The sequence below is a fragment of the Hyphomicrobium sp. GJ21 genome (assembly GCF_001006785.1).
Lineage (GTDB): Bacteria > Pseudomonadota > Alphaproteobacteria > Rhizobiales > Hyphomicrobiaceae > Hyphomicrobium_B.
In genome coordinates this window covers 252,773-265,324 of sequence record NZ_CDHO01000002.1, presented here as the reverse complement: position 1 = coordinate 265,324, position 12,552 = coordinate 252,773, and the positions used below count along the sequence as shown (strand labels likewise).

Genomic DNA, 12,552 nt, shown 5'->3' with positions numbered 1-12,552 from the left:
TTTTCCGAAGATCAGAGAATGGGGATATCATTCGTCAACACCAGCTTGATGAGCTCGCTTTGCTTTGTGGTTCCTGTCTTCTGCAACATGCGCGCAATTTGATTGCGAACGGTCACGAGGCTGACGTCGAAACGATCGGCGATCTTCTTCGCATCCGGTTCATCGACCAAAGCGCGCAGAACCCGCGCTTCCGCCGGTGTCAGCCCAAAAGCGCTCGCGATAAGGTCGGTGCCCCCTCGGGTTGAATTCTGAGGGTCTCGAAAGGCAAGCACGACACGAACCTCCTTCATGTCCTTTAGCTTCTCGCCCCGAAACGGGGTGGCACGGACAAAGAGCGGCGGCTTGTCGCCGGCGCGCGGAATTTTTAACGAGCCGCCGCGAGGCCCGATGCCGCGAGCGGCGCAGTCGACAACATAATTGAGCCGCTCCTGCACAGCCCGATCTGACACCCTGAGCCGGCCACGGACGGCCCGCAGCCCGTCGTTGGCTGAAAAAATGGCTTCCGCCGCCGTGTTGGCGGCGACAATCGTCCCGCCGGTGTCAAGAAACGCCATGCCAAAATCCAGCTGGTTCAGGCCGGAGGTCGCAAGCGCGACGCGATCCTTGAGGCCCGCGAACTGTTTGTTCAAGTCGAGCGCCCGCCGTATGTGCGGGATGAGGCGCTGAAACGCGGCGACTTCATCAGGGCTATGGGGATCAGTGCCGGTCGCAGTGACGACACCGAGACAAGACACGTGCCCGTCGCGATTTTCAAGGACGGCCGTGATCGAGCCGTTCAGCTGGAAGCGCAGGCTATAGTCATTATAAAATTCGCTGCCATGGTAGGCGGCGCGTGGCACGAGCTGGTTGTCTCCGACGGCGGTTCCGGTAGGGACTCGCGTGAGCGGCTCGTTGAGTGGATTGATTGCGAAGTAGTGCTTGGCGTAGGCGTCGCTGGCTTCTGGATTGAGACGATACGTTGCGCCGAAAGCAAAATCGCTGCTGACATCTCCAATGTGCATCGCCGCACACACCCCTCGAAAGGAGGCGGTCAGCAAAGCTAGGACACCGTCCCATTGTTCGGGGTGAGCGCCTGCCTCGTAGATCGCATCGACTAACAGATCGTAGTCCATAACCGTCTCCCCGAACCGCAAATACACACGTAAGAAAGAGCATAAAATAAATTCAGGAGTGAACTTTCAGCACGCTGGCTAATTGATGACTATTCAATTCATAAATGCGCCCCGTGATACATATAAATCATGACGCGCTTCGTGCTTATTGCTTGACTCCGGCACAGCATCCCAAAGGCCAAAAATTTCATTTTCATTCACGCCATACCGAATGCGGTGACACGCACCGCGGGGCGTCATCAACGTGTTGATCGATGCTAACTACAAACCACCGCCGAGTTCTTCACTATACGGATTATGACGTTGACCTTCAGAAAAAAGGTCAGTTCAATCCCCGTATTTGGGACCGGGAGTGAATTACCGATGCGCTCGCTGCTGCTCACCCTGTCTTTCGCCTTCGCACTACCTTTGTCGGCATTGGAAGGCGGCGAGCCGTTAAGTACCATTCCCGGCGTCGCTGCAGAACGCTTTTACAAATCTGTTGCGTTCGTAATTGTGCGAAATGTCAGCGATAAGCCGAACAAACTTTATACATGCATGGGGGTGCTGATAAGCCCATCATTCGTGTTGACGTCAGGACACTGCGTAACTAACGCGCGGTCGATCTCTGTCCGGTTGTTCTCTAACACCTCGCCAAAGCGGTATATTCAGAGGGACGCGACTGACTGGGTAGCGCATAAGTTGCCGAAGAACGGTGATTGGAACACGTCCTCCTCGGATCCCACACTAATGGATGCCGCCCTCATTTTAATTCCGAGGGCACCGGAGTGGAATGAGCCGGTTGAATTGGCTTATGAGTACGACGCCTGGAGAGACCATCCGGCAAGGCCTCTGTATAATGTATCACAAGACACCCACGTGATGGTCAAAGGCATGGTGGACCTGCGCGCTTTAACTCTTAACCACCCCTATCGGTTCGGTGACGGCCGAGTTTACAAAGGAGCTATCGTCGAGCCTGATGAAGAGCATTTTCCGCGTCTGGGCTGTGAAGGCGATTCCGGCTCACCTATTTTCGCTCTCGATGACCGTAAAAAGGTCTTCCTCATTGGTGTCGCGCATGGCGGTTCCTTTACTTTTTTTTCCGTCCCAACGGCGGACGGCGGAGTGGCCCATTGTGGGCCATTCGTAACCTATCAAAACGTCACGTATGACACTAAGAGCTTCGTCGCCAGAGCAGAAGCCTACCTGCTTTCAAAGAACAATCTTCCGCCGCCGGCGAGTGATATCAGCGAGGGTTCCGCGCCAGCAAAATCTAAAGAAGGGCCACCACTCGGTTCCGTCCAAAACACCGACCGAGAAAGCGGGAAAGCATTGCCACGCGGCAACACAACCGGCGCCGCGATGCTCCCGTCACCCGAAACAAATAACTCGCCCACGGATGATTCTACTGGGCCATACGAAGCGTGCACTGGCCGCGATACCAACCGTGACACCGACGAGTGCAAGCTGTCCCTCACCCTTCAAAGGGGGAACTACCTCGATCAAATGATGTCGATGGCGCGGGAGCAGATGGGCGGTCCCTACAGCTTCTACAGTGGTTTCTATGACGCGACCTGCCCAGCAAGCATGGAATCCCCTCAACAGCAGCACGTGAACGAGACATCAGTGGGAGACGGCATAACCCCGACCGAGATATCCGGGATCTACGGGGCAGCGATGTGGTTTTCCGGAAACGAGCTGCACAGGTACAACCTTATTACGCCAACGAAAGCATACTTCGGAAAAGTCTCGCTAATCAAGAAACTCAGGCTGAGGGGCGGACTGTCCCCGGCGTTCCGGACCGAATCTGGCTTGACCATTGTCATGATGCCGTCCGCCTACCTAGAAGAAATCAACATCCGTGACAATCCGCTGAAACCCAAAATGACCCTTAAGAAATGCGGCACCATCGGCGACTATATCGACTTCATGCGGCATTACATGAACATCAAGAAGAGCAATCCGTATCTCCAGCAGGGCCTCCGATATTTAAACGCTCATGACCTGCCGGGAGCCCTGCTCAATTTCAAAAAGGCAGTCGATGTCGGCCCAACCTGGCGCGCCTATTACATGCTCGCAAAAGCCCAGTACGGAAATGATCAGTACGTGGACGCCTTTAAGAGCATCAGCGCGGCGCTACGAGATGCGCCACAATCTGGAGACAATTACGAGCTGCGCGGTTTGATCAACGAAAGAATGGCGGCGCCAGATGCGGCGATCGCGGATTTCCGCAAAGCGATAGAATTAAGTCCGGAAGCTAGCACAATAGCGGGGAGGCACCTTGAGAATCTCATCTCCCAAGCGGGCAATCGCCGATAGGCCAAAACAGCCCGCGCGCTCGGCCGGTAAACGAGTCGACACCGGAGTTCTCCCTGCTCCGCCTGCGGAGGGGTTTCCTTATCGCCGTGGGATGCCCGTATTTCACTTTTTGTGAGCGTTTCCGAGAGGCTCATCGCACTTCGAATCTGGGCGTGCAGCGTCCTCTAGGCGACGCACTCCCAGTTGTTGGCGAAGAGCGTCCGACGAAGTCGCTTTATCCCAGAAGCGGACATCGAGCGAGTTGGCTCAGTGTTATTCGAGTCCATTACGATGTCCGCTTGCAATAGAAAAACAGGCGACATCTAAGTGCGCGCCAAGGCAGCGCTTGGCGCTTTTGACCAAACGCTGACACCCAGCACTTTTTGTTGGAACCCGACCTTCGTTCCATCAAAGGCCGCAAGAGGCGCGGCCGGGGCGATCGTGCGCGCTGTCCCAAGATTCCGACGTGAGTGACCGCATGTTGATGGATTAATCCGTCGAGGCTATTGCTAACTTAGCACTCATACTGGAAACTTGGTTTCATGGATCGCGACAACACCGTTTTGATCGTCGCCCGGAGCGATGCGGCTTGGGGGGCCTTCATCGAACTCATGACCGAGCGTCATGGGTACCGGGTGCTGACGGCCACGACCGAGACCCAGGCCCTGGTCATAGCGCGCGACGTTCACGTCGACCTCGCCATTGCCGATGAAGGCAACCGCGAATTCGATGGCTGCGCCTTCTTGTCGGGCTTACGCATCTCCCATCCCGATGTCGTTCGCGTTCTGGTTCTCGCGATGGGCATCGAGCGCACGGCAAAGGCCATCAAAGAGGCCTCCGTTTATCAATACGTGCGCAAGCCTCTCGACATCGAGCAGATTGCGCTTGTCGTCAAGCGGGGCCTTGAGACGCGAGAGTTGGCTCGGCGTCACCGGTTGATCTCTCGCGAATTCAAGATGAGCGATGAAGGCGCATTCTATCATCCGCCCCACGATTTGCGCCTCGACCAGCAGAGCCAGCAGTTCGAGAAGCTCGTCTACGTAAGCGAAAAGATGGCGGCGCTCTGCGAATTGGCAAAAACGGCAGCCAAGACCGAGCTTCCCATTCTCATTCAAGGGGAGACAGGCACCGGAAAGGAGCTCTTGGCGCGCGCGATCCACTACAATTCGCAGCGGAAGTCGAGCCCGCTCCTCATGCAGAATTGCGGAGGCATGAACGACGAACTTTTGCAGTCGGAATTGTTTGGGCACAAACGCGGAGCCTTCACGGGCGCCATATCGGACCGGCTCGGCCTTTTTCGCGCGGCCGACGGCGGCACCGTCTTTCTCGATGAAATCTCGGAGGTATCGCCTTCGTTCCAGGTATCTCTGTTGCGCTTCCTGCAAGAAGGTGAAGTCAAGCCGCTTGGATCTGACCGAACGACCCATTCCAATGTCCGCATCATCGTTGCCTCAAATCGCCCCCTCGCTCAGCTCGTTGCGACTCGCGAATTCCGGCGAGATCTTTACTACCGATTGAAGGGCATCGAGTTCGAGGTGCCTCCGCTGCGCGACCGCGTCGACGACATATCGGCACTTGCAGAGTTTTTTGCAGCAAAACATAGCGAGGCAACCGGTCGAAAGATTCTCGGTTTGTCCGCGAGTCTCATCGATAAACTTTCGCAATACGAGTTTCCAGGTAACGTGCGGGAACTGGAGAACGAAATACGCCGCCTCGTGGTGCTGACGGGCGACGGCGAATATCTTACGACACATCACCTATCCCCCAACATTCTCAACGCACCCCAGCGCAGCACGGCCAGCCGCCCAAAGGGGTTTGTGCCGGAAGGCGAAACCCTCAAAGATCAGGTCGAGAGCTTGGAACGTCATCTCGTCGAGAGTACGCTAAGACGTTACCGGTGGAACCAAAGCAAGGCAGCTGAGGTTCTGGGTCTCTCGCGCGTCGGACTCGCCAACAAAGTCCGCCGCTACCGCCTCAATGAGGAAAATGCGTCATGACGGGTGACACAACCGACAACGGCAAGAAGGATCCAGCTGCGATCGTTGGTTTTCCGTTCTCGCGTGTTAGCCCGGCCCGGAGGGCAAACCTCGCCGATGCCCCTTACGGCAAACTCGCAAGAGAAATCGGTATTCCAATCGAACAAACGACAGGCCATTGGTGCAGCAACTGCCGCAAGATTTGGTTCGGCTATTTGCTTGAGGTCGCATGCCCCACGTGCGGCGGACGCCACGGCTAGACGACATCTTCACAGCGACGAAAACTGCAAACGCAGTTTCCCCATGCATACAAACTTTACATACGCGTTCACGTTCTCGACCGGCTGCAAAATTGCGCCGCAATGCGGGAACGATTTGAAATAACGCCGCTTTCTGATTTGCATTAGAGGTGGCCCGCTTCTTGCTCCCATTAACTATTCAGAAGGCGATCCGAAGTCGCCGCGATAGGGGAGAAGACGAATGGCCAACCTGCTGTGGCTCCAAGGCGGAGCGTGTTCAGGCAATACGATGTCCTTCCTCAATGCTGAGGAGCCGAGTGCCTGCGATCTCGTTACCGACTTCGGCATCAACGTGCTTTGGCATCCCTCGCTCGGCATGGAACTCGGCGAGAACCTGCAGAAAATGCTGCGCGCCCTCGTTAGTGGGCAATTACCCCTCGATATCTTCGTGTTCGAAGGATCGGTCGTAAACGCGCCCAACGGCACCGGCGAGTGGAACCGTTTTGCGGGACGACCGATGAAGGACTGGGTCCGCGATCTCGCGAACGTCGCAACATTCACGGTTGCTGTCGGCGACTGTGCGACATGGGGCGGGATACCGGCAACCGCTCCGAACCCATCGGAAAGCGTCGGCCTTCAATTCCTGAAGCGCGGTCACGGCGGCTTTCTCGGCAAAGACTACAAGTCGAAGGCGGGGCTGCCCGTCATCAACATTCCGGGCTGCCCAGCGCATCCCGATTGGATCACGCAGATCGTTGTGGCCGTCGCGACCGGCCGCGGAGGCGATCTCACACTCGACGATTTCGGACGCCCGAAGACGTTCTTTCAAAGCTTCACTCAGACGGGTTGCACCCGGAATATGCACTTCGCCTACAAGGTCTCGGCTACCGAATTCGGTCAACGCAAAGGCTGCCTCTTTTACGATCTTGGCTGCCGCGGACCAATGACGCACTCGCCCTGCAATCGCATCCTATGGAACCGGCAATCGTCCAAGACCCGCGCCGGCATGCCCTGCATGGGATGCACGGAGCCTGAGTTCCCATTCTACGATCTTGCTCCGGGTACGGTCTTCAAGACGCAAACGGTCATGGGCGTTCCGAGAGACATGCCGGCCGGCGTCGACAAGACCGGCTACGTAAAGCTCACGGCAGCCGCGAAGGCTGCAAGTCCGAAGTGGGCCGAAGAAGACATTTTCGTGGTCTGAGCTGCAGCAAAAACAATCAAGACGATCCTCAAGGGACGTCATCCAGGGAGTGAAATAATCCATGTCAGCAGCCGTCCAAACGCTCGACATTTCGCCGGTTGGCCGCGTCGAAGGCGACCTCGACGTCCGCGTTGAAATTCAGAATGGTGTCGTCGTCAACGCATGGACGAACGCCGAACTTTTCCGCGGCTTCGAAGTCATCTTGCGCGACAAGGACCCTCAAGCCGGCCTCGTCGTGACGCCGCGTGCCTGTGGCATCTGCGGAGCATCGCATTTGACCTGCGCCGCGTGGGCGCTGGATACGGCTTGGGGCACGACCGTGCCGCGCAACGCGATCCTGGCTCGCAACCTCGGACAGCTCGTCGAATCGTTGCAGAGCCTGCCGCGCCACCACTACGGTCTCTTCATGATCGACTACACCAACAAAAACTACGCCAAGTCGAAGTACTACGAGGAGGCGGTGAAACGGTGGGCACCATTCACGGGCAAGAACTACGAACTCGGCGTCACCATTTCAGGGCGACCCGTCGAGATTTACGCGCTGCTCGGAGGACAATGGCCGCATTCGAGCTACATGGTTCCAGGCGGCGTCATGTGCGCGCCGACACTGACCGACGTGACGCGAGCCTGGACCATCCTTGAGTACTTCCGCCGCAACTGGATGGAGCCGACATGGCTCGGCTGTACGTTCGAGCGTTATGAGCAGATTCAAAGCTACAGCGACTTCCTGGCCTGGCTCGACGAACGTCCGGAGCACGCGAACTCAGACCTCGGCATGTTCTGGCGCATGTCCATGGATATCGGGCTCGATAAATACGGTCGCGGCCACCACAAATACGTCTCCTGGGGCTATCTCCCGCATGAGGATCGCTATCAAAAGCCGACCATCGAAGGTCGCAACGCCGCCCTCATCATGAAAAGCGGCGTCTTCGACGGCGCGGCGGGCACGCACAAGCTGATGGACCAAGCGATGACGCGCGAAGACCTGCGCCATGCCTGGTACGACGAACCGCAAGCGCTCCACCCCTTCGACCGCACAACGAAGCCTGTGCAGAAAAATGCCGTCGACTTCAACGGCAAATACTCCTGGGCCGCGGCCGTGTTGCATTCACAGGACGGCCGGCTCGAAGCAGGCTCGTTGGCTCGTCAGCTGATCGCCGGCGGAAAGCACGGCGAGAGCTGGCAGCATTACGATCCGCTCGTCCTCGACATGTACAAAAACCTCGGCGGTGCCAGCGTGATGCTGCGCCACTTCGCGCGGATGCACGAGGGCGTGAAGCTCTATCGACAAGCAGAACATTGCCTGCGCGAATTCAAGCTCAACGACCCTTGGTACATCAAGCCGACGGAAAAAGACGGCCGCGGATGGGGCGCGACTGAGGCCATACGCGGCGCGCTTTGCCACTGGATCGAAGTCCAGGGCGGCAAGATCAAAAACTATCAGATCATCGCGCCGACCACCTGGAACGTCGGGCCGCGGACGACCGACGGCGCGCGTGGCCCAATCGAGGAGGCGCTGATCGGCACGCCGATCGCCGATCCTCATGATCCGGTGGAAGTCGGCCACGTCTGCCGCTCGTACGACAGTTGTCTTGTATGCACTGTGCACGCCTATGACGCGAAAACCGGTGAGCAGCTCGCTCGCTTCCGCACCGCTTGAGGTCTTGCTTCCTTATACCGTACCACTCGACGAGCTACGCTTGCCTGGTGCGGCTAAGGTGGCGCGCGCCCGATATCAAGGTGGGAGAATGAGCGCGAACGGCAAAGATGTGGCTCTTCTCAAGACGATCGCCGACATGATGGCGGCAGGTCTTGAGACTCAGACCGAGCCCTTTCCTGAAACGGAGAAAGAATTCGGCGGAATTCTTGCCGAGCTGCGCCGGCTTGAGCCGGACGATCTGAAGTCGAAGCTTGTCATTAGCGGCTTCGTAGATCGTCCCTACGGTCCGGATCAGCAGCGGTGCCTCGAGTGCATGTACTATCTCGTCCACCGCAGGTGGTGCGATTTGCCTGAGCTTTCGGTGCCGGTCGAACCGACGTGGTGGTGCAGACTGTGGAGAATTTGAAAGCAGAAAAGCCGATGATCCGAGGTGTGCCGTGCCCATTACCGTAGCAACATCCAACGACGAGCGGCGGCGTGAAGAGATACGTTCGCTCCTCGGAGACGGCCTCAAGGCAGAAATTTTTCCTCGTGCGGACACGCACGAGGAAGTTCAGGCGATCGTCGCGCGCCTCGGCCACGCGGGCAATGATCTCAAGTCCAAGCTCATCATCGGCGGCTTTACAAGCTACCCGGTCGAACACGCTGGCATCGAGCAATCCTGCGAGACCTGCATGTACTATCTTGTGCATAGAAAATATTGCGAGCTTCCCGAGCTCGACTGCCCCGTCGAGCCCGAGTGGTCATGCCGCCTTTGGCGGATCTAGGCGAAGAGGCTCTGTAAAAATGATCACGGTCATCGGATGCGGGAATGCCAATCGAAGTGACGATGCCGTCGGCATCGAGGTTGTACGCTTGTTAAATGGCCGCAACGATCTCCGGTCACGAACCGATGTCCGCCTGCTGGATGCCGGGACCGACGGAATGGCAGTGATGTTTGCGGCCCGCGGATGCAAGACACTCATCGTCGTCGATAGCTGCCAGACCGGCGCCGAGCCCGGAGCCATCTTCAAAATACCGGGCAGCGAAGTCGAAAGCGAAAAGCAGCCGTCGCTCAATCTTCACGATTTTCGCTGGGATCACGCACTTTATGCGGGGCGGAAGATGTACGGCGATGCTTTCCCCACGGATGTGACCGTCTACTTGATCGAGGCCAGGAGTTGCGATTTCGGGATCGGTTTATCTCGCGAAATCGAAACGGCATCCAAGGCGGTGGCCGAGAGCATCGAGGTGAGCATCGCGTCTATGCCAACGTCCTCATCCCGTTCCGCGGAAGGCTAGGTCTGCCGTGACCAAGACTGCGCTCGTAACCCTGCGCCGTGGCTCGTTGCATTTGACGCGCGAAACCTACGAGCGGTTTTTCAACGCGCTCGACAATGTCGTGTTGCTTCGTGACGGCTCCAATCTTGTCGTGCTTCCGGTCCGTCATCAGGCCGCGGGAGGTTACGTCATCAAGGTTCGCACCGGCGCCGGTGACCGGGCGGTGATGGCCGCCGATTTCTTCCGCGAGAATGGAATTGAAGACGCCGTTGAAATGACTCTTCCCGCGACGTGGAGCGAAGAACGGGCGGCACTCATCGTAGAGCGTGCGTTCGAATGACAACTAAGTTTACATTATGAAATGTGAGTAGACGCCGGCGTAAATAGCAAGTTATCTAGGTGCAAAGAGAGTGATCCATCCGCAGAGATGGGGGCTTGGGGAGGTTCAATCGTGGCGATCGGTGCGGAGGAGCAGGTGCGTACTGCCCTCGCTGCGGCGGATGTCGAAACCGCGCGACCTGAAGAACGGGCCGAGATGCTGATGGAGATCGCCGTCGGTCTTCAGATCAAGCCCAAATCCGTTGACGAGATTCGCGCCGCGATCGATCTTTACAATCGAGCGCTTGCCATTTGCCCCTCCTCACATGCGTTGCTCGAAGCACGCATTCGCGCACGCAGGGCGACGGCGCTGCAAGCAATTCCCGAAGAAGGCTCGGCGTCGCTTGAACTGGCCCGCGATGGCTTAGAGGCGGCCATTCCTAACCTTCGCGAGCACGGCTCAGCGGAAGAGCTTGCCGAAGCAGAAATGAATCTCGGTCTCGTTCTGCAAGGTCTCTCCAGTGCCGGCAAGGCGCGGATCGTCGATGCGATATCCGCCTATCAACGCGCCCTCAGGACATTCGATCGCGCAGCGTTCCCGACCGAATACGCAATCCTGCAGAACAATCTCGCGACGGCGTTTCTCTCGATTCCTTTCACGGACGAGCGATCCAAAATGCGCGAAGCGCTTGCGGTGCAGGCTTTCGAGGAAGGATTGAAGGTCGTGAACGTAATCGACCATCCATCCGAGTACGCAATGCTGCAGAACAATCTGGGGAACGCCCTCCAGTATGCGTCTTCAAGTCATTCGGTGGAAAACAACCTCCGAGCCATCGAGGCTTACGACGAGGCGCTCAAGGTTCGCAGCCGGAAATCGGCACCGCTCGAATATGCAAATACGATTTCCAACAAAGCGAACTGCCTTTGGAACCTGCCTGACGACGTCGAGGATCCGGCGTCCGGCAATCGCCTGAACCTGGCGGTGGCGCGGAAGCTCTATGCCGAGGCACGCGAAATCTTCGCGAGCGCTGGCGAAGCCGGCAAGGCGCGGATCGTCGCCGAGGCTCTCGATCAGATCGATCGTGAGACCCTTTCGGTTGCTCCGCTGCGTGAAACCAATGGCCCGATGCACGAAGCGGAATAGGCGCAAAATTTCGAAAGCGGAAAAGGACGACACGGAATGCTTGGGAATCTACCGATTGAAACAGCGGCATTTGCTCTGTTGTTGGCACTCATTGCATCGGTCATCGGGGGCGCTTTCGGCGGCGTGCTCACAGGTGGCAAGGCACTTGGTCCACAGCTCGCAGCCTTTATGGGCTCGTTCTACGGCGTGGTCGCAGGCACCGCAGGCGTGCTCATCGGCATCCTCGTTTCCGCGTTCATTGGCTGAGGTCAAACATGCTCGAAATGGTTCGAAGTGCGATCCTTCTCTTCTTCCGAGGCAAATTGTTTGCCGATCCGGGGCAGGCCTACACGCAACTTGCGATCGGCATCCTGTTTGCGGCGCTCTGCTTTGTTCTCGCCGTGCGCTTTGCCGGTCTTCCATACTGGCTTGCGGCGATAATTGCAGGCTTCCTCGGCGGCGCGCTGCAGCCACGTCTGTTCCGCGACCTCAAATACAGGTGATGCCGTGACAGCCGTCGAAACCATCGCTAGCGAACGCAACGACATCGCTCATCTCGCGGGCGATATCGAACGGCTGGAAATGATTTTCGACGGTTGGGAAGAAACGCCGCGCGGCGCGGCCATGGCTTACGGCAGGGCCATCGAAGCCTTGAACGGTGAGGCACTGAGACGGCTCGTCAGCGCCTTGAAGCGAGATCCTGCAGCACTTCAAGCCATGAAATCCGCGGTAACCGATGAGGTCGTCTACGCCGTTCTGAGACGCCACCGCATCGTCAAAGCCAGTCTTTCGGAAAGAGTTGAAGCGGCACTCGAGAACATCCGCCCGATGCTGGCCTCGCACGGCGGCGATGTAGAACTCGTGAGCGTGTCACCACCAGCCATCGAAGTGCGCTTCACCGGATCGTGCGACGGGTGCCCGGCATCGGCGCTGACATTCCACGCCGGTGTCAAGAAAGCAGTCGAAGACGCGTGCCCGGAAATCACCGAAATCCTGCAAGTCAAAGGCACTGCGGCGAGCGGACCGAATGGTGACAGCGTGCGCTTCGTCAGCCCGTTCGCGAATAGCGCCAGCGGCCCGTGGCATTACGCAACCCGACTTAGCGAAATCCCCGAAGGGGGTATCAAGGCGCAGATCCTCGAGGGCGAAAAAATCCTGCTATCGCGGCGTGGCTCGATCGTCACGTGTTTTCAAAATGCTTGCGCGCATCTCGGCATGGCGCTCGACGACGGCGAAATCGAGAACGGCATCATCACCTGCCCCTACCATCAGTTTCAATACGACCTGATGAGCGGCGAATGCCTGACGGCACCCACAGTCCAGCTGCAGCCGCATGCGGTCCGCGTCGTCGGAACGCGCGTTGAAGTGAGGTTGCAAAAATAG

General features: G+C 57.7%; 14 protein-coding genes. 13 read left to right on the top strand and 1 reads right to left on the bottom strand.

The window, feature by feature from the left end:
• Positions 1 to 11 precede the first annotated feature (11 nt).
• Positions 12 to 1,112, bottom strand: coding sequence for a LuxR C-terminal-related transcriptional regulator (locus tag HYPGJ_RS04260; RefSeq protein WP_083984026.1), 1,101 nt, complete (start codon positions 1,110 to 1,112; stop codon positions 12 to 14).
• 363 nt (positions 1,113 to 1,475) lie between these two features.
• On the opposite strand from HYPGJ_RS04260, the gene HYPGJ_RS04255 reads away from it, so the two are divergent.
• From HYPGJ_RS04255 to HYPGJ_RS04195, 13 genes are all read left to right on the top strand, one after another.
• A complete protein-coding gene (locus HYPGJ_RS04255) occupies positions 1,476 to 3,410 on the top strand; it encodes a tetratricopeptide repeat protein (RefSeq protein ID WP_046846051.1) in 1,935 nt (644 codons plus the stop codon).
• A 521-nt stretch (positions 3,411 to 3,931) separates the two neighbouring features.
• Positions 3,932 to 5,386: a sigma-54 dependent transcriptional regulator gene (locus tag HYPGJ_RS04250; RefSeq protein ID WP_046846050.1), complete on the top strand. Its 1,455-nt coding sequence runs from the start codon at positions 3,932 to 3,934 to the stop codon at positions 5,384 to 5,386.
• Positions 5,383 to 5,625, top strand: a complete 243-nt coding sequence (locus HYPGJ_RS04245; protein WP_046846049.1) for a hypothetical protein — start codon at positions 5,383 to 5,385, stop codon at positions 5,623 to 5,625. The genes HYPGJ_RS04250 and HYPGJ_RS04245 overlap by 4 nt, the downstream gene beginning before the upstream one ends.
• A 220-nt stretch (positions 5,626 to 5,845) precedes the next feature.
• Positions 5,846 to 6,808: a hydrogenase gene (locus HYPGJ_RS04240; protein WP_046846048.1), complete on the top strand. Its 963-nt coding sequence runs from the start codon at positions 5,846 to 5,848 to the stop codon at positions 6,806 to 6,808.
• A gap of 61 nt (positions 6,809 to 6,869) precedes the next feature.
• Positions 6,870 to 8,468, top strand: a complete 1,599-nt coding sequence (locus tag HYPGJ_RS04235; protein ID WP_046846047.1) for a nickel-dependent hydrogenase large subunit — start codon at positions 6,870 to 6,872, stop codon at positions 8,466 to 8,468.
• Between the two features lie 88 nt (positions 8,469 to 8,556).
• The gene (locus HYPGJ_RS04230) at positions 8,557 to 8,874 is read left to right on the top strand and encodes a hypothetical protein (protein WP_046846046.1); all 318 of its coding nucleotides are present in this window, start codon (positions 8,557 to 8,559) and stop codon (positions 8,872 to 8,874) included.
• Positions 8,875 to 8,905: 31 nt separating this feature from the next.
• Positions 8,906 to 9,235 carry a hypothetical protein gene (locus tag HYPGJ_RS04225; protein ID WP_244466009.1) on the top strand — a complete coding sequence of 110 codons (330 nt, stop codon included), beginning with the start codon at positions 8,906 to 8,908 and terminating at the stop codon, positions 9,233 to 9,235.
• Positions 9,236 to 9,254: 19 nt separating this feature from the next.
• Complete coding sequence (locus HYPGJ_RS04220) at positions 9,255 to 9,749, top strand: hydrogenase maturation protease (RefSeq protein WP_046846045.1); 495 nt, start codon at positions 9,255 to 9,257, stop codon at positions 9,747 to 9,749.
• Between the two features lie 7 nt (positions 9,750 to 9,756).
• Entirely contained in the window at positions 9,757 to 10,068 is a 312-nt protein-coding gene (locus HYPGJ_RS04215; protein WP_046846044.1) for a hypothetical protein, read from the top strand.
• Positions 10,069 to 10,179: 111 nt separating this feature from the next.
• Entirely contained in the window at positions 10,180 to 11,190 is a 1,011-nt protein-coding gene (locus tag HYPGJ_RS04210; protein ID WP_244466008.1) for a hypothetical protein, read from the top strand.
• Between the two features lie 36 nt (positions 11,191 to 11,226).
• Positions 11,227 to 11,436, top strand: a complete 210-nt coding sequence (locus HYPGJ_RS04205) for a hypothetical protein (protein ID WP_046846042.1) — start codon at positions 11,227 to 11,229, stop codon at positions 11,434 to 11,436.
• A gap of 8 nt (positions 11,437 to 11,444) precedes the next feature.
• Complete coding sequence (locus HYPGJ_RS04200; protein WP_046846041.1) at positions 11,445 to 11,672, top strand: hypothetical protein; 228 nt, start codon at positions 11,445 to 11,447, stop codon at positions 11,670 to 11,672.
• Positions 11,673 to 11,676: 4 nt separating this feature from the next.
• A complete protein-coding gene (locus tag HYPGJ_RS04195; RefSeq protein WP_046846040.1) occupies positions 11,677 to 12,552 on the top strand; it encodes a NifU family protein in 876 nt (291 codons plus the stop codon).

Bases quoted from the DNA above. Each gene is read 5' to 3' on its own strand.
- HYPGJ_RS04260 (WP_083984026.1), bottom strand. From the start codon at position 1,112: ATGGACTACGATCTGTTAGTCGATGCGATCTACGAGGCAGGCGCTCAC.
- HYPGJ_RS04255 (WP_046846051.1), top strand. From the start codon at position 1,476: ATGCGCTCGCTGCTGCTCACCCTGTCTTTCGCCTTCGCACTACCTTTG.
- HYPGJ_RS04250 (WP_046846050.1), top strand. From the start codon at position 3,932: ATGGATCGCGACAACACCGTTTTGATCGTCGCCCGGAGCGATGCGGCT.
- HYPGJ_RS04245 (WP_046846049.1), top strand. From the start codon at position 5,383: ATGACGGGTGACACAACCGACAACGGCAAGAAGGATCCAGCTGCGATC.
- HYPGJ_RS04240 (WP_046846048.1), top strand. From the start codon at position 5,846: ATGGCCAACCTGCTGTGGCTCCAAGGCGGAGCGTGTTCAGGCAATACG.
- HYPGJ_RS04235 (WP_046846047.1), top strand. From the start codon at position 6,870: ATGTCAGCAGCCGTCCAAACGCTCGACATTTCGCCGGTTGGCCGCGTC.
- HYPGJ_RS04230 (WP_046846046.1), top strand. From the start codon at position 8,557: ATGAGCGCGAACGGCAAAGATGTGGCTCTTCTCAAGACGATCGCCGAC.
- HYPGJ_RS04220 (WP_046846045.1), top strand. From the start codon at position 9,255: ATGATCACGGTCATCGGATGCGGGAATGCCAATCGAAGTGACGATGCC.
- HYPGJ_RS04205 (WP_046846042.1), top strand. From the start codon at position 11,227: ATGCTTGGGAATCTACCGATTGAAACAGCGGCATTTGCTCTGTTGTTG.
- HYPGJ_RS04200 (WP_046846041.1), top strand. From the start codon at position 11,445: ATGCTCGAAATGGTTCGAAGTGCGATCCTTCTCTTCTTCCGAGGCAAA.